Origin of the sequence: Spiroplasma endosymbiont of Monopis laevigella, from assembly GCF_964019975.1 — a bacterium.
Classification (GTDB): domain Bacteria; phylum Bacillota_I; class Bacilli_A; order Mycoplasmatales; family VBWQ01; genus Spiroplasma_E; species Spiroplasma_E ixodetis_A.
In genome coordinates this window covers 590,447-614,007 of record NZ_OZ026473.1, presented here as the reverse complement: position 1 = coordinate 614,007, position 23,561 = coordinate 590,447, and the positions used below count along the sequence as shown (strand labels likewise).

General features: G+C 23.3%; 25 protein-coding genes and 1 pseudogene. 23 read left to right on the top strand and 3 right to left on the bottom strand.

The features are described from left to right. Positions 1-189 precede the first annotated feature (189 nt). The 11 genes and pseudogenes from ybeY to AACK94_RS03385 all read left to right on the top strand — a co-directional run bounded on the left by ybeY (position 190) and on the right by AACK94_RS03385 (position 8,810). The gene (ybeY, locus tag AACK94_RS03440) at positions 190-660 is read left to right on the top strand and encodes an rRNA maturation RNase YbeY (RefSeq protein ID WP_338976251.1); all 471 of its coding nucleotides are present in this window, start codon (positions 190-192) and stop codon (positions 658-660) included. 11 nt (positions 661-671) lie between these two features. Continuing rightward, complete coding sequence (gene cdd, locus AACK94_RS03435; RefSeq protein ID WP_281748063.1) at positions 672-1,106, top strand: cytidine deaminase; 435 nt, start codon at positions 672-674, stop codon at positions 1,104-1,106. 3 nt (positions 1,107-1,109) lie between these two features. Beyond that, a complete protein-coding gene (locus AACK94_RS03430) occupies positions 1,110-1,409 on the top strand; it encodes a GTPase (protein ID WP_338976250.1) in 300 nt (99 codons plus the stop codon). A 3-nt stretch (positions 1,410-1,412) separates the two neighbouring features. Continuing rightward, a complete protein-coding gene (gene era / locus AACK94_RS03425; RefSeq protein WP_338976326.1) occupies positions 1,413-2,012 on the top strand; it encodes a GTPase Era in 600 nt (199 codons plus the stop codon). A 3-nt stretch (positions 2,013-2,015) separates the two neighbouring features. Next, positions 2,016-2,711 carry a DNA repair protein RecO gene (recO, locus tag AACK94_RS03420; protein ID WP_338976249.1) on the top strand — a complete coding sequence of 232 codons (696 nt, stop codon included), beginning with the start codon at positions 2,016-2,018 and terminating at the stop codon, positions 2,709-2,711. A gap of 176 nt (positions 2,712-2,887) precedes the next feature. Further along, positions 2,888-4,291 (top strand): annotated as a pseudogene (locus tag AACK94_RS07460) (glycine--tRNA ligase). Between the two features lie 16 nt (positions 4,292-4,307). Beyond that, entirely contained in the window at positions 4,308-6,083 is a 1,776-nt protein-coding gene (dnaG, locus tag AACK94_RS03405) for a DNA primase (RefSeq protein ID WP_338976246.1), read from the top strand. 32 nt (positions 6,084-6,115) lie between these two features. Beyond that, positions 6,116-7,468 carry a sigma-70 family RNA polymerase sigma factor gene (locus AACK94_RS03400; RefSeq protein ID WP_338976244.1) on the top strand — a complete coding sequence of 451 codons (1,353 nt, stop codon included), beginning with the start codon at positions 6,116-6,118 and terminating at the stop codon, positions 7,466-7,468. An 8-nt stretch (positions 7,469-7,476) separates the two neighbouring features. Then, entirely contained in the window at positions 7,477-8,253 is a 777-nt protein-coding gene (locus AACK94_RS03395; protein WP_338976242.1) for a Nif3-like dinuclear metal center hexameric protein, read from the top strand. Positions 8,254-8,320: 67 nt separating this feature from the next. Next, positions 8,321-8,602: a hypothetical protein gene (locus tag AACK94_RS03390; protein ID WP_338976241.1), complete on the top strand. Its 282-nt coding sequence runs from the start codon at positions 8,321-8,323 to the stop codon at positions 8,600-8,602. Then, positions 8,592-8,810 (top strand): UPF0758 domain-containing protein, encoded by a 219-nt coding sequence (locus AACK94_RS03385; protein ID WP_338976240.1) that lies wholly within the window; start codon positions 8,592-8,594, stop codon positions 8,808-8,810. The genes AACK94_RS03390 and AACK94_RS03385 overlap by 11 nt, the downstream gene beginning before the upstream one ends. Here AACK94_RS03385 and AACK94_RS03380 read toward each other — a convergent pair. Further along, positions 8,807-10,045 (bottom strand): IS256 family transposase, encoded by a 1,239-nt coding sequence (locus tag AACK94_RS03380; protein WP_338975571.1) that lies wholly within the window; start codon positions 10,043-10,045, stop codon positions 8,807-8,809. The two genes, AACK94_RS03385 and AACK94_RS03380, sit on opposite strands and share 4 nt — an antisense overlap. 101 nt (positions 10,046-10,146) lie before the next feature. Between AACK94_RS03380 and AACK94_RS07455 the strand changes: the two genes are divergently transcribed. From AACK94_RS07455 to AACK94_RS03365, 4 genes are all read left to right on the top strand, one after another. After that, positions 10,147-10,320: a GNAT family N-acetyltransferase gene (locus AACK94_RS07455; protein ID WP_422397396.1), complete on the top strand. Its 174-nt coding sequence runs from the start codon at positions 10,147-10,149 to the stop codon at positions 10,318-10,320. 53 nt (positions 10,321-10,373) lie between these two features. Further along, a complete protein-coding gene (locus AACK94_RS03375; protein WP_338976239.1) occupies positions 10,374-12,344 on the top strand; it encodes an ankyrin repeat domain-containing protein in 1,971 nt (656 codons plus the stop codon). 137 nt (positions 12,345-12,481) lie between these two features. Continuing rightward, entirely contained in the window at positions 12,482-13,087 is a 606-nt protein-coding gene (locus AACK94_RS03370) for a hypothetical protein (RefSeq protein ID WP_338976238.1), read from the top strand. A gap of 44 nt (positions 13,088-13,131) precedes the next feature. Next, entirely contained in the window at positions 13,132-13,329 is a 198-nt protein-coding gene (locus AACK94_RS03365) for a hypothetical protein (RefSeq protein ID WP_338976236.1), read from the top strand. 70 nt (positions 13,330-13,399) lie between these two features. On the opposite strand, the gene AACK94_RS03360 is transcribed toward AACK94_RS03365, so the two are convergent. Both AACK94_RS03360 and def read right to left on the bottom strand, forming a co-directional pair. Beyond that, positions 13,400-15,112 (bottom strand): ribonuclease J, encoded by a 1,713-nt coding sequence (locus AACK94_RS03360; protein ID WP_338976235.1) that lies wholly within the window; start codon positions 15,110-15,112, stop codon positions 13,400-13,402. 160 nt (positions 15,113-15,272) lie between these two features. Continuing rightward, entirely contained in the window at positions 15,273-15,863 is a 591-nt protein-coding gene (gene def, locus AACK94_RS03355; RefSeq protein WP_338976232.1) for a peptide deformylase, read from the bottom strand. Positions 15,864-15,964: 101 nt separating this feature from the next. On the opposite strand from def, the gene AACK94_RS03350 reads away from it, so the two are divergent. The 8 genes from AACK94_RS03350 (at position 15,965) to thiI (ending at position 23,546) form a co-directional block, all read left to right on the top strand. Then, complete coding sequence (locus tag AACK94_RS03350) at positions 15,965-16,522, top strand: RsmD family RNA methyltransferase (RefSeq protein WP_338976230.1); 558 nt, start codon at positions 15,965-15,967, stop codon at positions 16,520-16,522. A 14-nt stretch (positions 16,523-16,536) separates the two neighbouring features. Beyond that, positions 16,537-17,115 (top strand): guanylate kinase, encoded by a 579-nt coding sequence (gene gmk, locus AACK94_RS03345; protein WP_338957663.1) that lies wholly within the window; start codon positions 16,537-16,539, stop codon positions 17,113-17,115. A gap of 367 nt (positions 17,116-17,482) precedes the next feature. Beyond that, positions 17,483-18,286 carry a Pr6Pr family membrane protein gene (locus AACK94_RS03340; RefSeq protein ID WP_338976228.1) on the top strand — a complete coding sequence of 268 codons (804 nt, stop codon included), beginning with the start codon at positions 17,483-17,485 and terminating at the stop codon, positions 18,284-18,286. 508 nt (positions 18,287-18,794) lie between these two features. Then, entirely contained in the window at positions 18,795-18,947 is a 153-nt protein-coding gene (locus AACK94_RS03335) for a hypothetical protein (RefSeq protein ID WP_338976226.1), read from the top strand. 213 nt (positions 18,948-19,160) lie between these two features. Next, entirely contained in the window at positions 19,161-19,835 is a 675-nt protein-coding gene (locus tag AACK94_RS03330; protein ID WP_252320291.1) for a diadenylate cyclase, read from the top strand. A 2-nt stretch (positions 19,836-19,837) separates the two neighbouring features. Continuing rightward, entirely contained in the window at positions 19,838-20,611 is a 774-nt protein-coding gene (locus AACK94_RS03325) for a type III pantothenate kinase (protein ID WP_338976224.1), read from the top strand. Between the two features lie 44 nt (positions 20,612-20,655). Next, positions 20,656-22,350 carry a hypothetical protein gene (locus AACK94_RS03320; protein WP_338976222.1) on the top strand — a complete coding sequence of 565 codons (1,695 nt, stop codon included), beginning with the start codon at positions 20,656-20,658 and terminating at the stop codon, positions 22,348-22,350. Positions 22,351-22,373: 23 nt separating this feature from the next. After that, entirely contained in the window at positions 22,374-23,546 is a 1,173-nt protein-coding gene (thiI, locus tag AACK94_RS03315) for a tRNA uracil 4-sulfurtransferase ThiI (RefSeq protein ID WP_338976220.1), read from the top strand. Positions 23,547-23,561 lie beyond the last annotated feature (15 nt).

The window sequence follows — 23,561 nt, the reverse complement described above, 5'->3', positions numbered from 1 at the left end:
TTTTTTTTCCAAAATGAAATGATAATAATCAACTTTTAATTGAAGAAAATATTAATTCTAATACATATTTAAATCAAATGGTATTAATAATTATTGGTGAAGAAAGTTTGTTAACATTTATTTGAAATAATATTACAACATAAATGTAAATATTGATATAATTTAATCAAAAAGAAGTTAGGTAGATAAATGCCAGCAAAAATTAATATTGTAAATATTTACAATGATCATAACTATGACATTAAAAATTTTAATATTTTATCAGAAAAAATTTTAAATGCAGTAGCTATTAAGTTAAAACAGAAAATTACATGGTGTATTGCTGCTATTTTTAATGACGAACAGACTAGTATTGAATTAAATAAAATGTATCGTCATAAAGATTATGTTCCTGATGTTTTATCATTTGGAAATAATGATGATGATTTTCCAAATATTAATATTGATATTAGAGATTTAGGTGATGTTTATATTTGTTATTCAAAGGCAGTAGCGCAAGCACAAGAATATGGCCATAGTTTAATTAGAGAATTATCATTTCTTTTTATTCATGGATTACTTCATACATTAGGATATGATCATCAAAATAGCCTAGAAGAAAAGGTTATGTTTGATTTACAAGATGAAATTTTAAATATTCTTGGTATTACTAGAAAATAAGGGGTGGTATAATGGAACAAGATATAGATTTATTAGTATTATTGAAAAAAGCAAAAGCAATACAAAAAAATGCTTATGCTCCTTATTCTTTATTTAGAGTTGCTGCAATAGTGCTTTTGAAAAATAGTAAAGAAGTGTTAGGAGTAAATGTTGAAAATGCTGCATACTCAGTAGGCATTTGTGCTGAAAGAGCGGCTTTGTCACAAGTTATTGCTCAAGGTTATAAAAAAGAAGATATTATTAGTCTATTTTTAATTACTGATAGTGAAACTGTTGGTTCTCCTTGTGGTATGTGTCGTCAATTTATGATTGAAATTATGCCAGAAACATGTCCTATTTATATTAGTAATAAAAATGAAAATAATGATACTAAAACAATTTGTAAAATATTAGTAAAAGACTTATTACCTTTAGCGTTTAAACCAAGTTCATTGAAAGGGAATTAATTTATGAATAATAATTTTAAATCAGGTTTTGTTAGTTTTATTGGTAGAAGTAATGTTGGAAAATCAACTTTATTAAATACCATTCTTCAAGAAAAAAAGGCAATTGTGTCTAATAAACCACAAACAACCAGAAATCAAATTCAAGGTATTTATAATAGTGATGATATGCAAATCATATTTTTTGATACTCCCGCTCCCGGCATTCATAAACATAATAACCAACTTGGACGAATGATGAATCGCGATGCTAATCGCGCCATTAAAGAAACTAACATTATTTGTTTATTAGCGCCATGTAATTAATACATTGGAAATAGCGATAAACATATTATTAAATTATTATCAGAAAGGGTAAATACAACTATTCTACTTTTATTAACTAAGGTTGATTTAGTAACAAAAGAAAAATTAATGGATAAAATTAATGAGTGAAAAGATTTATTACCATTTAAAGAAATAATTCCAATTTCTGCTATAAAAGAAATGAATTTAGATATATTATTGAAAAAACTATATGAGTATTTACCAATTGGTGAAAAGAATCATTTAATCGAAAATAACGATGATGTTTCAGATAATACTTTAATTAAGGAAATTATTCGTGAAAAAATTTTAAATTTAACAGAAGAAGAAATTCCTTATAGTGTAGCAGTATTAATTGAAAGTATTAATTATAATCCAAATACTAATATTACTGATATTAATGCTGTTATTGTTGTTGAACGAGACTCACAAAAAGGAATTATTATTGGTAAAGGAGGTAGTATGATTAAAGAAATTGGAATAAGAGCTAGAACAGATTTAGAAAGTATTTTTGATTCTCATATTATATTAAAAACTTTTGTAAAAGTAATACCTGATTGAAGAAATAATCCTAGAAAATTAAAAGAGTTAGGTTATAGTTAAAATGTGTTTAATATTGATACTGGTTTGATTTTAAACATTAACTACATTAAATCAATAAATAATGTTACTATTTTAACATCAAATTATGGTGTTAAAATAGTTTCTTTACCAGAAATAAAAATCAATTTAAATAAATATAGTCTTTTAGATTGTTGAATTTTTATTTTTAATCAAAATTATGATTGTTCAAACTTATGTATAACATATAAAAAAATAAAAAGTTTTAATAGTTTTATAAATGAAAAAAGTTATCAATTGATTAAGAGTTTTAACAAGATAGTTATTAATTATTTAGAAAAAATTATTATTAATAATAAAAATATCTTTTCTTTTTTATTTAATTTATATGAACAGTTAATGATAAATAGTAATTTTAAGAAAGTTTATGTTTTTTTCTTATTTCATAGTTTAATATTTCAAGGAATTCAGTTTAACTTTACTAATTGTATTAATTGTAATCAAATAACTAATTTGTATTTAATTAATTATGATTTGGGTGGTGTTTTTTGTAAAAATTGTTCTTTAAAATTAGCTATAATTAATTTTGACATTGTTTTGTTTAAAAAAATATATCAACTTTATTTATTAAATTATCAAGATATTAATAAATGAAAAGTTGAAAAAGAAGAACTTAATAAAATTCTTAATATTTTAGAAAACCACTGTCAAAAATATAATAATAAATTAATAATTACATAAATATTTTAATAATTAGTTGTTATATTGTTTTTAATAATATATAACACTTATAATAGGTTGACAAAACCTATCTATGAACATATTATTAACAGGATTATTCTTTTTAGAGATTTTATGTATTATTTAAGATATTTAAGAAAATTTTTATGATTAATGGAGGGGCAATGATTAATAAAATTATCAATGATAAGTCAATGAAGGAAATAATTACTCATTTAAAAGAAAATGGTTTTATTTTTCAAGGATCAGAAATTTATTCAGGTCTTGCTAATAGTTGAGATTATGGTCCGCTTGGTGTAGCACTTAAAAATAATATTAAGAAAAGTTGATGAGTTTTTTTTGTCGAAAAAAATCCATACAATGTTGGGCTAGATAGTTCAATTATTATGAAATCTAAAGTTTGAGAAGCTTCAGGGCATTTGAGTAATTTTAGTGATCCATTAATTGATTGTAAAAAATGTAAGTCTCGCTTTCGAGTTGATAATTTAATTAATCATTATTTTCCTAGTATTAATTGTGATAATTGAAGTAATGAAAAATTAGAAACATATATTAATCAAAATCATATTAAATGTATTAAATGCAATAATGAAGATTGAACTAAAGTTAGACAATTTCAATTAATGTTTGAAACATATCAAGGTGTTTTAAAAGAAGATAAAAATAAAATTTATTTAAGACCTGAGACCGCACAAGGAATATTTATAAATTTTAATAATGTAAGAAATAGTTGTAATAAAAAAGTACCATTTGGTATTGGTCAAATTGGTAAAAGCTTTAGAAATGAGATAACTCCTGGTAATTTTATTTTTCGTACTAGAGAATTTGAACAAATGGAATTATAATTTTTCTTTATTCCAAAGGATAAAAATGATAATACTTGATTTAATTATTGAGTTGATCAATGTAAAGAATTTCTCTCTCTAGTAGGTTTATTGAATTCAAAAAATATAAAATTTAAAAATCATGAACAAAATCAACTAGCACATTATGCATTAGCAACTACTGATATTGAATATAATTTTCCTTTTGGTATGAGTGAATTATGTGGTATAGCTAATCGTGGGAATTATGATTTAACAAAACATAGTGAGAATTCTGGTGTAAATTTTGAGATTCAAGATCCTAATGTTACAGTAAAAAGAATGGTTATTCCTTCAGTTATTGAACCTTCAATTGGTGTTGAAAGGCTTTTATTAGCTTTAGTTTGTGAAGCATTTACAAAAGAAGTTTTAAAAGACGATAAAGAACGGTTAGTGTTAAAATTAAATAAGAGTATTTGCCCTTATCAAGTAGCTGTTATGTCTTTAAATAAAACAAAATTAGGTAAAGAGGCATATGAAATTTTTGAAATGTTAAATAAAACACAATTAAGAGTAATTTATGAAGCATCATCAAGTGTTGGTAAATCTTATCGTTATCAAGATGGTATTGGTACTATGTATTGTGTAACAATTGATTATGACACAAAAACTAAAGGTACTGTTACAATTAGAGATCGTGATACTACAAATCAAGTTATAGTTAAAGTTGATCAACTTAAAGAATATTTATATGACAAATTAGACATTATTTGTTAGAATTGTGTGAAAAAATATGGATATCGAGTTTAATAAAAAAATTAATGAAGTTAAAGCAAAAATTAATATTGTCGAAGTTATGGGTAAATATTTAAATTTGATCCGTAAAGGCAATAATTTTTGAGCTATCTGTCCTTTTCATGAAGACTCTACTCCTTCATTATCAATTTCACAAGAAAAACAAATTTATAAATGTTTTTCTTGTGGTGAACAAGGAAATGTTTTTATTTTTTTACAAAAATATAAAAATATTAATTTTATTAATGCTCTTAAAGAAGCAGCAGATAATATTAATTTAAATTTAAAAGAGTTTGATATTAATTTATCTGAATTTAATGTTGAAACTAAAAAAAATCCACTAAAAATTTTAAATAATATTGCAATGAATTTTTTTAGTTATCAGTTACTAACTGATATTGGTCAAGAAGTAATGAAATATTTACGAAATCGTAATATTACTACTGAAAATATTAAATATTTTAATATTGGTTATGCACCTATTAATAATGAATTAATAGATTATCTTAATGCACAAGGTTATAAAGATAATATTGAATTTGTAAAATTAGGACTTATGAAAATTAATAATAAGGATCAACTTCTTCCTACCTTTTCAAATCGAATTATGTTTGCTATTAAAGATGAAGATGGAGACTGTGTTGGTTTTTCTGCAAGAAATTATAATAGAGAAGATAAAAGTTATAAATATATTAATAGTCCAGAAACAGATTTTTTTAAGAAAAGTAAAATTTTATATAACTTTAATAATGTTAGAAATTATATTAAAAAAAATGAAGTTATTTATTTGACTGAAGGTTTTATGGATGTTATTGCTCTAAATAATCAAAATATTAAAAATGTTGTTGCTTTAATGGGAACAAATTTAACAAAAGAACATATTTTACTTTTAAAAAAAATTACTACTAATATTATTATTTTTTTAGATGGTGATTTACCAGGAAAAATAGCATCTTTAAAAATAGCTAGTGTTTTATTATCAAATAATTTTAAAGTACAAATTATCAATAATGATACTAAATTTGATCCTGATGAATTAATAAATAAATTTCCTCAAAAATTTTATGAAATAATAAAAAAAACTATTCATCCTTTTGAATTTGCAATTAATTTATCATTAACTAAATATAACATTAAAAAAGATAGTTATGAACTTAATGAATTTTTAAAATCATTAGTTCCAATTTGAACAAAAATCAATGATGTTATTACTCAAAAGTTTTATTTAAATATGTTAGCAAAAATAACTAATTTATCCACTGAAGACTTAATACAAATTTTAAATATTGATAATAATTTAGTAACTACAACTTTTAGTATCAAAAATAAATCTAAAATAGAAGTAAAAAATATTTTTTTTGAAGCACAAGAACAACTTATTTTTTTAGTAATGTTATCAAGAAATGTTTATTTAATTTTAGAAAAAGAAAAATTTATTTTTCCAAATCAAGATTTTATGAATTTATACTTTTTAATTAGTCAAAAATATCAAAATAATCAAATAGAAGCAATTAATTTTGATTTAATTTTAGAAGAACTTAAAGGTAATTCACTTTTAAATATTTTAGAAAAACTTCTTGATAAGTATAAAAATAAAAAGTTTGATTTAAAACCTCAAATTATTAATGATTACTTAAAAATTATTAATAATCAACTAATTGATTATGAAATAAAAATGATCAATGATAAATTGAAATCTGAAAAAAATATTGAAAAACAAATATTGTTATTAAAAGAAATATCAGTATTAAAAAATAAAATAAAGAAAAAATAAGTATGATGATAAATTAAGGATAAGGTGAAAATATGGCTGCTATACAACAAAAAACGAAATTGAAAAAACTTTTAACTTTAGAGGAAGTAGAAAGTAATTTAATTAAAAAATTAGAAAAGAGTCAAACAAAAGAATTAAAACAAGAAGATGTCATTAAAGAGTTTGCACATTTAAAATTAGATGATGATACGATTGAGGAAATTTTTGATCGGTTAGAAAAAGAAGGAGTAGTCTTTACTGATATTTTGATGGATGAAGTTGAAGATGATGCTAATTTTCCCGATATTGATGATGAACAATTACCTGATGATTTAGATATTGATATTTTAGTTAGTGATTTGAGTTTTAAAAATACAATGGGGATCTCTAATGATACAAGAAGAAAAGATGGAATTAAGTCTTATTTTAATATTTTGGGAACAAGTCAAATATTGAGTCAAAGTGAGGAAATTAAATATGCTAAAATGTTAGAATCAAAAGATGTTGAGGAAAGAACATATGGTCGTGAGCAATTAATTAAATCAAATTTAAAATTAGTAGTTTCTGTTGCTAGAAAACATTTAAATCGTGGTTTAGATTTTGCTGATTTAATTGAAGAAGGTAATATTGGTCTTATTAAAGCAGTTGATAAATTTGATTATCGCCGTGGTTTTAAATTTTCAACTTATGCTACTTGATGAATTAGACAATCAATTACACGAAGTTTAGCTGATCAAGGTAAAATGGTTCGTGTACCTGTTCATATGGTTGAAAGAATTAATAAGTTAACAAGAATTGAAAGAAACTTAACACAAGAATTAGGTCGTGATCCTACTCATGAGGAAATTGCCAATAAAATGGGACAAAACATGACAGCCGATCGTGTTCGTGAAATTAAAAAACTTGCTATTGAACCAGTATCTTTAGAAAAACCAATTGGTGAAGAAGATGATACACATTTCGGTGATTTTATTAAAGATAAAAATATGCTATCTCCCGATGAATATGCTGAAAGACATTGATTAAGAGAACAATTGGATCGTGTTTTTGCTGAAGTATTAACAAAACGAGAAGAAAAAGTTATTAGAATGCGTTTTGGAATTTTACCAACAAAATTAAGAAGATTATTAGAACTTTGTGAAGATGAAAAAGAAATTACTGAATTAAAAACAGTAGTTAATAATTTACAGTTACACTATGATACTAGTTTAGATAAAACAGAATTGTTAAGTGATAAGGTTGTTCATCGTCATATTACTAAGTACGATTCTCCAAAAACTCTAGAAGAAGTTGGTAAAGAATTTATTGTTACAAGAGAAAGAATTAGACAAATAGAAGCAAAGGCAATTAGAAAATTAAAACATCCGTCTAAATATAAACATATTAAAGAATTTTATAAAGGATAATAGTTAACATGTTAACTATCAATAATATAATTAATGTTTTAGAAACATATTTTCCTTTAAAAGATGTTTGTGAATGAGATTTTTCAGGAATACAAATTAAATCAAAAACAAAAACCAATATTAATAAAATTTTAGTTTGTTTAGATGTTACTAATGAAGTTTTAACTGAGGCCATTAATAATAATATTGATTTAATAATTTCTCATCATCCATTAGTTTTTGCTAAAGATATTAATCAATCTAATATTTCAAATTGAAAAAAAGAATTATATAGTAAAATACTAATAGCAGATATTAATGTATATTCATTACATACTAATTTTGATATATCATTAGTAGGTATGAATATGTTGATGGCTAAAGAATTAAAAATTAAAAATATTCATTTTATTAATGAAGAAAAGTTGGCAATAGTTGGTAAATTTGATAGACAAATGCCATTAAAAGAATTGATTAATAACTTAAAAAAATATTTTAATGTTGCAAATATACAATTGGTTAATAATAAATTGAGTGATAACAATATAGTGACTGTTGCTTTATCTGCTGGTGCTGGTGGTGATATTATTAGTAATTTATCTAACAATATTGATTTATTAATTACTGGAGAAATGAAATGAAACTATATTATGGAAGCTAAAGATAGAAAAATTAATGTTATTTTGGTTGGTCATTATATGGAACAAAAATTTGTTGATTTTCTTTTTCAATTACTTATTGAAAAATTATCAACAAAAGTTAAAGTTTTTAAATATAATTTAGAAAATCCTATTACTTTTTTTTAAACTTATAAAATTTAAAAAGGAAAAAACTATTTTTTAAATAAAAATAAGTTTTAGGGGGTTGATAAATATGATTTTAGAAGATTTAGAACCAATGACTGATCAAGAGTGTCAGGCAGTTAGTGGTCGTTTTGCTCAATTTTTAATGGGTGCCGTGTTAGCGGGGATAGCAATTCCTGTTATTAAAAATTTATGAAATAGTGTTTCAGGAAGTATTAAGTTACCAGGTGGTATTGAAAGTAAATGAGACAGTTCTAAAGATGATAGTAAAGATTTAGCAAAAATTAAAGATGAATTTAATAAATTTCAAGAAAAATTAACACATTTAATACCGCCTTTTTATGAATTTTAAAGAACTTAATAATACAAAAAAACCAAGAGAAAAAGCCATTAAATATGGCTTTGACGCTCTTAGTGATAATGAATTATTAGCAATTATTTTGCGAACAGGAACTAAAGAAAAAAATGTATTATTTTTAGCGCAAGAAATAATTACTAATTTTAATGGTCTTGAGAGGCTTTTTAATAATCTGTGTATCTTTGTTTTACAAAGTTACTAATTTAGATTAATTCTGTCTTCAAATTTTATCATAAAATGAGCAATTGCTGTATTTCAATTTTGAATAGGCAATGTTCATTTTTTTGTTATATTTTCAATTGCCAAGTAAAATATTTTGAAAACTGCCATATCATTAGGAAAAACTTTTTTATTTCTGATGATTTTTCGTAATTGACTATTAACAGATTCAATAGCATTTGTAGTATAAATCACTCTTTTGATTTCTACTGGATAACTAATAAAAACCATTAAATTATCTCAATTTTTATATCAAGATTTAGTAATTTGAGGATATTGTTTATTTCATTTACTTTCAAACGATTCTAAAGCTTGCATTGCTTGTTCTTCACTACATGCACTATAAATTGGTTTTAAATCTGCAACTAGACCTTTTCGATGTTTGTATGAAACATATTTTAAACTATTTCTAATTTGATGAACAATGCATAATTGATGTTCTGTTTTAGGATAAACTGATTGTATTGCTTCTGACATGCCTGTTAAATTATCACTACAAGCAATAAGAATATCATTTAAGCCACGATTTTTCATTTCTGTGAAATTAGATAATCAAAACTTAGAACCTTCATTTTCACTAATTCATAATCCTAAAACATCTTTTTTGCCTTCTAAATCAACTCCTAATGCTATATAAACTGATTTGTTAATAATCCGTTTATCTTGTCGTACTTTAACTACTATACAATCAAAATAAACAATAGGATAAATACTTTCTAATGGTCGATTTTGTCATGCTTTAACATCATCAATAACATCATCAGTAATTTGACTAATAACACTTTCACTAATATCAGCACCATGATATAACTCTTGCAACTGCATTCTAATGTCAGATAATGTCATTCCTTTTGCATACAAGGAAAGAACTTGTTGATCAAAACCATCAAATCTTCTTTGCCTTTTAGGAACTATTACAGGAGTAAAATTACTATTGCGATCTCTTGGTACATCAATTTCAATTTTACCTTGTTGAGTTATTAATTTTTTTGAACTTGTACCATTACGAGCATTTTCAGTAGTACTATGTTGATTTTTTTCATATCCTAAATAATTTTGCATTTCAGAATTCAACATTTTTTCAACTAATCTTTTTGTTAATTCTTTATATAAACCGCTAGGTTTAAAAACTGTTGTTAAATCTTCAGTATTTTCTAGTAATAAATCTACTGCTTTTGATATTGGATCATTATTATTAAAGTTATCTTTTTTAGCCATCTGTAACTCACTCTTTCTAGTCATTTAATTATATTTACTAGAATTAATTAAACATAGTTATTTTTGTAAGTTACACAGATTACTAAACATTTCCGGAATTTATGGAAAAAGTTGCAATTAAAAATCAATTTAAAGTTATATCTCTTTATGCCCAAATTCAAGCACTAAATTTTTATAAAAATTTGGGTTATAAAGTTTGTTCTGAAATATTTTTGGACGCTGGTATTAAACATTGTAAAATGGAGAAAAAAATATATAATGAAGGTAAATTTTAAAAAATAATATTTTAAATACATTGTTTTTAAAAAAACAATGAAAGGAAAAGAATATGTTTGAGTGAGTTAGAGAAATATTTGGAATAAATATAAATATTAATAACAAAGAAGCAAAAATGATAGATGCTATTAAAAATAAAAAGTTAGATGTAGTTAATAAAATATTAAAATATGATATTAATATTGATTATATTGATAGAACTGGTTATACGCCTTTAATGTGGGCCGCTGAAAAAGGTTATCTAGAAATAGTTAATGTTTTATTAGAACATAATGCTAATATTAATTACATATCTGTAAATGGTAATACTGCTTTAATCTTAGCTGCTAAAAAAAAATATACAAAAATAGTTAATCTGTTATTAGAACATAATGCTAATGTTAGTTGTGAGGATCAATTTGGTAATACTGCTTTAATTTTAAGTACTGAAAATGGAAATTTGGAAATAGTTAAAACTTTATTAACACTTAATGTTAATGTTAATCATGAAAATCGATATGGCGAAACTGCTTTGTTAGTGGCTGCTAAAAATGGATATACAGAAATAGTTAATGATTTACTAGCAAATGGTGCTAATATTAATCATGTCTCTATAAATGGTAATACTGCTTTAATATTAGCAATTAAATCTAATTATTTAGAAATAGCTAATGCCTTATTAACAAATTATCCTAATGTTAATAGAAAAAATATGTTTGGTTATACGCCTTTAATGTGGGCTGCGATGAATGGTCATTTAGAAATAGTCAGAACTTTATTAGAATTGGGAGCTAATGTTAATTGTATAAATGAAAATGGTGATACGCCTTTAATGTGGGCTGCGATGAATGGTCATTTAGAAGTAGTTAATTTGTTATTAAATAAAGGTGCAAATGTTTATTCTATAACAAAAATTTGTGGTTATACTGCTTTAATTGCTGCAGCTGGTAGAGGTCATTTAGATGTAGTTAATACTTTAATCAAAAATGGCGCTAATGTTAATCATGTAACTATTGATGGTTTGAGTGCTTTAATTGCTGCAGCTGGTAGAGGTCATTTAGATGTAGTTAATACTTTAATCAAAAATGGCGCTAATGTTAATCATGAAAATATAATTGAAGAAACCGCTTTAATTGTTGCTGCTAAAAATGGACATTTGGATATAGTTAAAACTTTATTAATAAATAGTGCAAATGTTAATTTTATAAACGAAAAAGGTTGCAATGCTTTAATGTGAGCTGCTAAAAATGGACATTTGGATATAGTTAAAACTTTATTAGCACATAATGCTAATATTGATGATGTAGATGTAAATGGCAATACTGCTTTATTATTTGCAACCAAATATAATCATTGACAGATAAAAAAGATAATTATTGAAGTAAATAGTTTAAAAAGAGAAAATTTATTAAATGTTAAAAAAATGATAAATAAAATGAATATTATTTTTATTAAAAATAAAGAAAGAATTTATTCAAAAAAAATAGAAAGAAAATTTATTAAAATATTGCAAAATTATGAAGATTATATTAATAAAAAAACCAAAAATATTGATGGACAACTAAATCTTTTTTTTAAAAAAGAATTTATTAATAGTCTAAAATTTGAAGAGGAAAATTATTCATTATTGCATATAGCAGTATTAAATGATTGACAAAAATTAGTAACTTATTTAGTAACAAAATGACCGGTTGATATTGATTATAAAGATAGTTCGGGGAATTCGGCATGAAATCATGCTTGTATGTTACTAAAAAAAGAAAATGCTTTAGCAATTAAATCAAAAGTTCAAATAAATGAAGAAGATAAAATATTTTTAGAAAAAAATATTGATTTATTATCAAGAAAAGAATCTTGTTTTATTAAACCTTTAAATAAAAAAGATAAAAATGCTAATAAAAATAGATTTAACATTATAAATTATTATTATGATGTAGATGAAGTTGCTATTGATGCTTTTGATTATTTTAAAAATAACATAAATTTAATTGAAGATGATAATACTTTTTTAACAATTAATAATAAACAAACTTTACAAATATAAAGGTAATTTTCATTTAATTATACAGATTAAATTTTAAGTAAACACTCAAATCATAATAAAATAATAATTAATGTAATATAACAAAAATTATATATAATAGGTATAGTAAAAAAGATTTAAAGATTGAGGAGAAAAATATGAATATTATAAAATCGGTATTAAGATTAATGTCGGCAGTTGCTTTAACTACAGTTAGCACAATCTCAGTTATTGCATGTGATAATCAAGATTTGGAAGAAAATTTATTAAATGCAAAAGTTTCACAAGGTTTAAAATTGACTAATGCTACTGGTGAAGGATTATTAATGCCTACTATTAATATTGATGAAAATGATAAATCACAAGTAACTTGAAAAATCAATACAACTAATATTAAGGTAATAAATTTGATTAAAAATGATAAAAAAGCTAAAGATGAAGAAAGTTTTCAATTTTTAAAAAATGTTTTAAATATTAAAATTGATAGTGGCACAAAATTAGAAGATGCTATTTTTAATGAAACAGAATTAAATAATGTAACTACTATTATTTCAAATATTAATGTTGATTTAAATCCAGTAACACAGAAAAATGATTTTTATATTGTAAAAGGTTCATATAATATAATGTTTACAAATGGTGTTACAAAAACTGATAAATATAAAGTAGTTACAAAAACAAGTCCAAATGGAGTAATTAATCATGATATTTTTCCAATTAAAAAACAGATTTTAATAGTAATTTTCAAAGTGAATTTAAAGTAGGCCAATCAGTAAGTAAATTTCAAATTAAGAGTGATTTGACTTCAATGTTAGATAATTCTAAAGATAATGTTAAAACAATCTTTGGAATCCAAAAATTATTAAATAAAGGTTCACTAAAATTATTAGTAACAAAAAATGATAAATCAACAGGTAATTTTATAGCCACTGATAAAATTACAGTTAGATTTAAAATCGGTGAAGTTATGATTTTTGTAGGAGAAGAATTAATAGTTAACCCTTAATAATAACATCATACTCAATGCTAATTATTTTAATAAAATATATCAAAAAAATAAAAAATAGTTTTTAAAACTATTTTTTATTTAATATAACAGGAATAATTAAAGGGTTTCTTCTTTTCTTTTTAAATATATAAGGTGCTAATGTTGATTTGATAGCATTTTTTATTGTGGCAAAAGTAGGTCTTTCGCTTTTTAATACTTCATTAATAGATTTTGTTAATAATGATATTGCTTCAGATACTAAAGGTGCTGCATCGCGAACATAGAAAGAACCGCGAGAAATAAACGTTGGTGGTGCTAATAATTTATTATTTTGTGAATCAATAGAAACAACAATTGCAATTAAACCATCTTTAGAAAGAATTTGTCTATCACGGATTACTGCAGCAGTTGTTACTCCTGACATATCTTTACCACCATCAACATAAATAGGATCAGCAGCAATGCGTTTATCACTTAAAGAACATTTACCATTATCCATAATAATTGGATCACCGTTAGCACAAATAAATATATTTTCTTCAGGGATTCCAATTGATACAGCTGTTTCTTTATGAACTTTTAACATTCTATAATCACCATGCATTGGCATAAAGTATGATGGTTTAATTAAATTTAACATTAGTTTTTGTTCTTCTTGTGAAGCATGACCAGAAGTATGTAATCAATTTAATGGTGAATTTTCTTCAACAATCGCACTAAGTCGTGTTAGTTTATTAACTACTCTTTCAACGTCAGCACGGTTACCAGGAATTGCCGATGAAGAGAATATTACTGTATCACCGGGTATAATTTTTATTTGACGATGTTCGCGATTAGCAATTCTTGATAATGCTGCCATTGGTTCACCTTGGGAACCCGTACAAATAATAACAATTTGATTATTATCATATTTTTTAGCTTCTTCTGCTTTAATAAATGAACTATCGCGAACTTTTAAATGTCCCATTTGACGAATAACATTAACTATTCTTTCTAAACTTCTTCCAACAACAATAACTTTTCTATTATGTTTTGTTGCAACTTCAATAATTTGTTGTAAACGGTGTACATTAGAAGCAAAAGTAGAAATTAAAATTCTGCCCTTCGCTTTAGCAAATATTTCACTAATTCTTTTAACAACAAGCATTTCTGTCATTGTATAACCGGGTACTTCAGCATTGGTTGAATCTGCTAAAAATAATGTTACTCCTTTTTGACCCATTTGTGCCATTTTATCAATATCTGCTTTATGACCTAAAGGTGTTCAATCGAATTTATAATCACCTGTTGTTACAACAGTTCCATTTGAATTTTCTACACAAATTCCATATGCATCAGGAATTGAATGATTAACAGCAAAGAAACTAATAATAAATCTGTTAGTTTTAATTTTACTATTACCATCAACAATATTTATTTTTATTTTTGATTTTATCCCTTTGTCTTTAATTTTATGACGAATTAAAGCTGCTGCTAAATTAGGAGCGTAGATAGCCGGAATATCACTAATTTCTTTCAATAAGTATGGTATACCACCAATATGATCTTCATGACCATGAGTAATAAATATTCCTTTAATTTTATGTTTATTTTCTTTTAGGTAGATATAATCAGGAATTACTGCTTCAATTCCTGGCATAGAAGCATCAGCAAATTTTACTCCAGCATCAATAATAATAATTTCATTATCTTGTTCAATTACATAAGTATTTTTTCCAACTTCTTCTAGCCCACCAAGCGCAAAGATTTTCGTGACGAACTTTTTAACTGGTATAGTATTTTTTGTCGATGTATCACTCATATTTTTTCTCCTTCATTCATTTTAAAATTATAAGAAAATAACATAAAACATAACATAAAAAAATGTAATGAATTTAATCATGTTTTTACTTATTACTTATTTGGTATATTATATTTAACTATAATAAAACAATTTAAAAACTTAAGTTTATCATTCTACCTTATATCATAATCCATTTATCATCATTAAGTCAAGGATTATACTTATTAATGTGATGATAAAAGAGTTTTCCTTCTAAATGGTCTTGCTCATGTTGAAAAACAATTGCTTCATAACCTCTAACAGTTAAAGTTACTTTTTTCTTTTTTAAATAGTCATAACCTGTAACGTTGATTTTATAACTACGTGGAACTAAACCTTCATGAGGGTGATTAGTTACACTTAAACAACCTTCACCTTTTTTTAAATAAGCTATTTGTTCGCTTTTACCAATGATTTTTGGATTTATTAATGCATGTTCATAGTAAATAATCTTTTCATTTTTATCAGGAATTGGTAATAAAATATAATACATTTTTATATTTTCTCCAATTTGTGGTGCAGCAATACCAATAGCTTCGGTTAAAATGTTGTTAGCATTAAATTCTTTATCTTGTGATGCTTTTACTCAATCAATCATACGTTTCATAATATTTTCATCTTTAGGTGTTAAGGGTAAAATAACATCAGCACAAGGTTTTAATAAACTAGCTTTTGTATCTTCAGTAATTCAAGATGCTGATGGTACTTCGTTTTGTAATTTGTTTAACATTGCAGATCCTTTCATCAGTTTGTAATAAATAATAAATTAAATTAATTTGCTTTTATCAAATTTAATGATAAAGTTATTATAAACTAAATTTTGGAGAAAACATGAAAATTATTGCTGGAAAATTAAAAGGAAAAAAAATAATTACTTTAGATGGTTTATCAACACGGCCAACATTAAATCGAATTAAAGAAAATATTTTTAATATTATGTTAAATTATTGTAGTTTTGAAGATAAAATTGTTGTTGATTTATTTGCTGGAAGTGGTAATTTAATTCTTGAAAGTTTATCACGAGGGGCAAAATTTGCTTTTGCAAATGATATTAACAAAGCTGCTTGTAATATTATTAATCAAAATTGTTTTGCTTGTAATTTACAAGAACAAGTTAAATTAAGTAATTTGGATTATCAAATTTTTAGTAAAACACTAGTACAACAGTGTGATATTGTTTTTATTGATCCACCGTTTGTAAATATTACTTGTCAACAGTGAATTATTGATTTCTTTTATAAAAATAATTTACTTGCTAATAATGCTTTAATTGTTTTAGAAACAAATGTACCACTTGAAAATTTACAATTAAATTTCCATTTTAAAGTAGTATCTAATAAAAAATACGGTAAAATATATATTAAAATAATTCAATTTTATGAAAAGTAGAAAGTAGAATCTAAATGGCACAAAAAAAAGGAAAATTAATTATTCTTTCTGGACCAAGTGGTGTTGGTAAGGGTGCAATTATTGCTAAATTATTTGCTGATAAATCATTAAATTTAGCATATTCAGTTTCGATGACAACAAGAAAACCACGTAATAAAGAACAAGATGGCATTAATTATTTTTTTGTTGATGTATCAACTTTTTTAAATCATGTTAAAGGTAATGATTTTTTAGAATATACAAATTTTATTGGTAATTACTATGGTACTAGTAAGAGTTATGTTTTAAATTTGCAAAATCAAGGTTATAATGTTATTTTAGAAATTGAGGTTGATGGTGCTAGTCAAGTTTTAAAAAATTATGAACATCGCAATGATATTATGAGTATTTTTATTATGCCTCCTTCTTATCAAGAATTAGAACAAAGAATTCGTATGCGTGCTAGTGAGTCAGAAGCAATTATTGAGAAAAGGTTAAATAAAGCAAAAGAAGAATTTAAAGTTCAACATGAATATGATTATATTGTTATTAACGATGACTTAGATATTGCTGTTAAAGAAATAACAGATATTATTAAAAATAATATTAATTAGTTTTTGATTTGATAGTTTAGAATTAAATATTAAAAACATTTAACGATGTTAATTTGTATAAAAATATAATGGTATAGAAAACTATATTACAATAATTTTATAAACTTAATATCAAGTTTATTTTAAATCCTATTTCTTTAATTTTAAAGCAATAGATTTTTTGTAAACTTTTTAAATGTTAAAAATGTTTTTTATGATTTTTTTGTAATTTTGGTAACCAGAATCAGCCAAAATTTGTATTTTTGGATTAATAAAAAGTAAAAATTATAAGTAGTGCTAAAAGAAAAAAAGTGTTGAAATAAGTTTTGGTATTAAAAATTATTAAAAACTAATAAGTGTTACAATTAAACAAAGGGGGAAGTATATTATGGATTTAAGTTGATATGATTGTATTAAGGATTGAAAATTTTATTTTAAATTAGGTTTTGGTTTATTTTTTCTAGCAGTTTTATTATATGGATTATTATCACCTTTAATTAATGGAATTACTGTAACTGATCAACAAAAAAAAGATGCTAGAAATTGAATGTGATTTACTGAAGATAAAGGAGATTTTATTTTAAATTATTTTTCTTTTTTTACAATTCAAACTAATGTTTTTGTTATTATTTGATTAATATCATCTGCTATTTTTTGAGAACAAGAAGGTAGAATTAATAGTAAATGATTTGGCCAATATATGACTTTAGCAGTAACAACTTTTATTACTATTACAGGTATTGTTTTTAATGTTATGTTATTACCAACTTTAGTAAATCAACTACAAACCTTTTATGCATGATTTACTAATATTGTCCAACATATGGTAGTTCCAATTATAATGATTATTTACTTTTTTATTATGCCAAGAGAACAAGGTAGTGTTTTCACAACTAAAGAATTTTGAAAAAAGCGTATGTGAATGTACTATATTTATCCAGTTATTTGAGCAGTTATAATGTTAATTCGTGGTGAATTTCGTTGACAAGCAGGAAAGGTTTGAGCTTATCAATATTTCTTTTTAAACATTCACAAATCTTTTTATGGTATTCCAGGGGCTATATGATTATTAATAACTGCATTATTAATTATTTTGATTATTTTTAGTATTTCAACTTTATTTAATTTAATTAATTTAAAACAATTAAAACGAAAATATCATACATATTATTTAAATGATACGACAAAATAAAAAAACAAATCTTGCTATGATCGTGTTTCGTTTGGTTTATAGTTTTATGAAAAGAGATTACAATTATTATATTTGTTAATTTTAATTATAGAATACTTTAATATACTAATATTATTAATTTATAATAAAGGTTAACAATTAAGGTAGGTTTAGAATAATCTTTAAGTGTGTATTCATTTTTAAAAACAAAACAGGCATAATTGTGTTAGTCATAAATTTAAATAAAAATAATAAAGTTAAATCAAAGAATATAACAAAATAATTTGCTAAAAGTACTATTTATAATTAAAAAGTAGATTATAACGTAAAGTATTTTTACGTTGTGAAAAGAGAATTTAAAAAATATTAGATAAAAACTAAATAAAAAAATATAGAAAAGAAATGATTAAAGACAATGAATGTATAGTATTTTTATTGATAAAGATTAATAAATTTCATTTCTTAAAAAATATTGTAAGAAGTATTTTTATCTTTAAAGGAATTAGCAAAACTATCAAATGCATTAAAAATGATAATACAATTAAAACAAAAATTATCTTCAAGAGAAAATAGTAAAGATAGTGATAATGATTTTTTAATAAAAGCAGAAGTAAATGAGAATTTACCAACATTATCGGTAGTAAATAAAAATAATGTTCATAACACTGTACCAAATTTATAGTAAATAAAGATAATTAACAAATAATAATTTTATAAACTTATATAAGGTAAAATCTAAAATTATTAGTAATATTAATACTCCTTTAAATTAAAAATAAATTTAAAAGGAGTATTTTGTTATGATAAGTTGTTATACTAATAATATCAAAAATAATTTTTTTACTTTATAATTAAAGTAGTGGAATCAAAAAATAAAGGAATGGTGGTATTTAATATGAGTGTATTACCGTTAAATATTATTTCGACTGTAATTTCAGCAGATATTGGAACAGTTATTGCTGAAATAGCGGTTTTATTTGGAATAACCATTTCTTTATTAATGACAATTCTTATTTTAATAGTTATGAATACTTTTATTCGTGGTAAAAAAGTTTGATGAACAACAAGAAATAAATCTCATATGAAACTACTAGCAACTTCAGAAAAGAGAATGTTAGCAAGTGTTTTAGCAGAAGCAGTGATTAAATTAGCAGAAGAAAAAATTGGAGCACTAATTACTATTGAAAGGAATGTTTCATTAAATGAATATACTGATTTGGGAGTAAAAATTGATGGTGAAGTTACTTCACAACTATTACAGTCTATTTTTATTAAAGGTTCACCATTGCATGATGGTGCAGTTATTATTCGTTTAGGTCGTATTGAATGTGCCTCTACTTATTTTCCACTAACTAATAAAAAAATATCTAGTCAATTTGGTTCACGTCATCGTGCTGCTATTGGAATATCAGAGCAAACCGATGCAGTATCAGTTATTGTCAGTGAAACTAATGGTTCTGTTTCAATAGCTCGTAGTGGTAAGTTTTTACAAGTTGAAAACTTAAATAATCTTGTTCGTACACTATATGATGAATTAGCTTCAACTAAAGAAATGGTTCAACAAGTATAATAATGAAAAGTTTGTTATTAGTAGATATTGGTAATACATTAATTAAGATTGCTATGATTTATGATAGTGAAATTATTGAACAATGAGCAGTAATAGAAACCAAAAGTAAAACTGCAATTGATCAATTGAAAAAAGCATTTAAATTAAATAAAAAATTACATTTTGAAGAAGCTGTTATTAGTTGTGTTGTTCCAATTTTTTTAATAATAATAGAAAAATTAATTGTTTTTACATATAATTTAAAACCGTTAATTGTTGATTTTAATTTGCTAAGTTCTTTACCTTTAAAACTTAATTTAGAAAATCGCCAATTAGGTAGTGATTTGATAGCATTATCATATGCTGCTTATACTAAGTATCACAATGCGATAGTTGTTAGTTTGGGAACTGCTACTACCTATAGTATTGTTGTTAATGATGTTTTGGTTGGCGTTATTATTGGACCTGGATTTAGTACAAGTAAAGATGCATTGATTGATAATGCTGCTTTACTTGTCGATTTTGAAATGCAACATTATCAATCAATGTTAGGTAAAAATACTAATCATGCTTTATCAATTGGTTATGGTTATGGTTTTAGTGCAATGATTAATAGTATAGTTGTTAGGATTCAAAATGAAACAAATATTAGTTTACCTGTAATTTTAACAGGAGGTAGTGTACCAATTTTAAAATCTTATTTTGATTTTTCTTATATTTATGAACCACAAATGTTATTTTTAGGTTTAGTTGATATTATTAAATATTTTAGAAGTAATAATAAAATAAAAGATTAATATCTTTTAATATATTTAAAATATAAGGAAAGGAGAAAAAAACTATGTTAATGTTAATAAAAATTTATAAATTAACTAGTGCACAAATTATTATAATAACTATTATTAGTTTATTAATTTTTACTATTATCGTTTTAACAAGTTTATTAGTAATTTTTAGTTCGTATAAAAATAAACAATTTATGGTTTATAAAAATTTGCAATATATTCAAAATATTAATATTAAAGAAAGATTAAATCGTATTAATCAAATGGTACAAGCAAATGAACAATATAGTTCTATTTTAGGAATTTGAATTAGTCGTTATAATCTTTTTTTAAAAAAAGATTTAAATAAGGTTTTTAAAAATTATATTCAAATTTTAAAATTACAAAATAATAAAGAATTATGAAAAAGATATAAATTAATGTATAGAATGCATAATAAGAGTAATAATTTAAAAAATCAGTTGCAGTTATTAACAATTGAAATAGATTATTTTATTAGTATTGATCAATTATTACGAGAATATCAATTATTTTTTAAACAAAATTTTAATTATTTACAAGATCAAATGATCAAGATTAATTTACAAAACGATCTTAATCGAGAACAATTAGATGAAGTTATTAAGATAATTAATGATATGTTTAAAGAATTAGAAACAAATATTAATGCTATTAATGTTAGTCAAATTATTACTATTTTAAGTGAGATTGCGATTGCTGTTGTAACATTGGCAGAAATTTTAGATAATTTACCAACACTTCGTTATATTATAACATATGAAATTAAACAGAAAATGGCTGCCTTAAAAAATAAATATCAAATGATAAAAATAAATAATACTTTACTTTTACAATACGAACAATTAGTAGCAAACGTTGATGAAAAGTTAAGTTTTATTAATAAACAAATTAATAATTTACAATACAAAAAAGTTAAGGTTAACACTCAAGAAATATTAAAATTAATTGCCATTTTTAGTAATAAAATTGATAAAGAACAAATATTTTATAATATTTTTAAACAAAATTATGAAAAATTTTTAGTTATGAGTTTTAATTTTAATGAAATATTTGAAACTATTAAAAATGAAATTGCTCTTTCAAATAAAATTAATTCTAAAATGATAGAAAATAGCAAAATAACTAACTTAGAAACTATTATTAATAAACAACTTGCTACTGTTAATCATTTTGATAATTTATTAATCATAGAACATCAAAAATCAATAAAAAATACTAGTTATGAAACATTAGTGATGTTATTAGCGGCGTTATTTGAAAATAGTATTGTTGTTTTTAATAGTTTAAAAGAGTATAATAAATTGTTGAATGAACAAAATAAAGCAAAAATTAAATTTAAAACTTATGTTGATAAAATCAATTCAATGATGTTACAAATTGATAATATTTTAAATAATATTAATTTTTATTATTTAAATGAAATTTATAAAGAAAAGTTTAGTGATTTACAATATTTAATAAATGATACTATTTTAAATTTTAAAAATGGAAATTATGATAATTCTTCTTTTAGTAAATTTAATGATTTACAAAATAAAATTTTTCATCTTTATACTGAATTAAAAATGGAAATTACTATTCATAAATTATCACATTTAACTCTTGTTTATGCTAATCGTCATCGTTCAATTAATCAGCAACTTAATAGTAAATTTAATGAAATTGAAAATAATATCACTAATAATCATAATCAAAAAGCATTAACATTATTATTGGAATTAATGGAATAAATTTTAAAAAAGAGGAAAATTAAATGGTACCAATTATTATTATTCGTTATGGTGAATTAACAACTAAAAGTAAAAATCGGATTGATTTTATTAAACAATTAAAAATAAATATTAAGTATGCTCTTAGTGATTATAAACAAATAAATATTATTCATTTTCATGATCGGATGGAACTAACCAATTTATCTCTTGATGTAATGAATGATGTTATTAATATTTTGGTGAAAATATTTGGTATTAGTTCATTATCACCTGCTTTTAGAATTGCTAAAAATATGGAAATATTATCAGAAAAAGTAATATCATTAATTTTAAGTCAAGATCTAACAAATTTTAAAACATTTAAACTTTTTGTTAGTCGTAGTGATAAGAGTTTTTCATTAAATTCAGAACAAATAGTTAAAATTATAGCTTCTATAATTTTAAAGAAAACAGATTTAAAAGTTAATGTTACTAATCCTGATTTAAAAATAAATATCAAAGTTAATAACGATGATATTTATTTATTTGCAAATAAAATTATTGGTGCTGGTGGATTTCCAGTAGGTAGTTCAGGGAAAGTGTTATTATTATTGAGCGGTGGTATTGATTCCCCTGTAGCAGCATATAAATTAATGAAACGAGGATTACAAGTTCAATATTTACATTTTGCTACTCCACCTTTTACTTTACCAACAGCATTAAAAAAAGTAGAAACTTTAGTTCAAATTTTAGCACCTTATAATGCTGGTAGTAAAAATTTATATATTTGCAATTTTACTAACTTGCAAAATGAATTAAGTCATATTAAGAAAGAAAGTTATCGTATTACTTTAATGCGTAGAATGTTTATTAGAATTGCTAGTTTATTTGCAGAAAAATATAAAATTCAAGCATTAGCAACTGGTGAAGCAATTGGTCAGGTTGCTTCACAAACATTAGCAAGTATTAATGCTATTAATATTGTTAGCAATTTACCAATTTTGCGTAGTTTAATTGCCGAAGATAAAGTTGATATTATTAATCTTGCTAAAAAAATTGGTACTTATGAAACATCAATTTTACCATTCGCTGATTGTTGTTCATTATTTGTTCCCAAAAACCCTGTTACACAACCAAAGATTAAAGAATGTGAACTTTTAGAAAATGATTTAAAGCAAATAATTGATTGAGAACAAATTTTAATAAATAGTTTTAAAGATATTGAAAAAATATAAATAAATTTATTAATA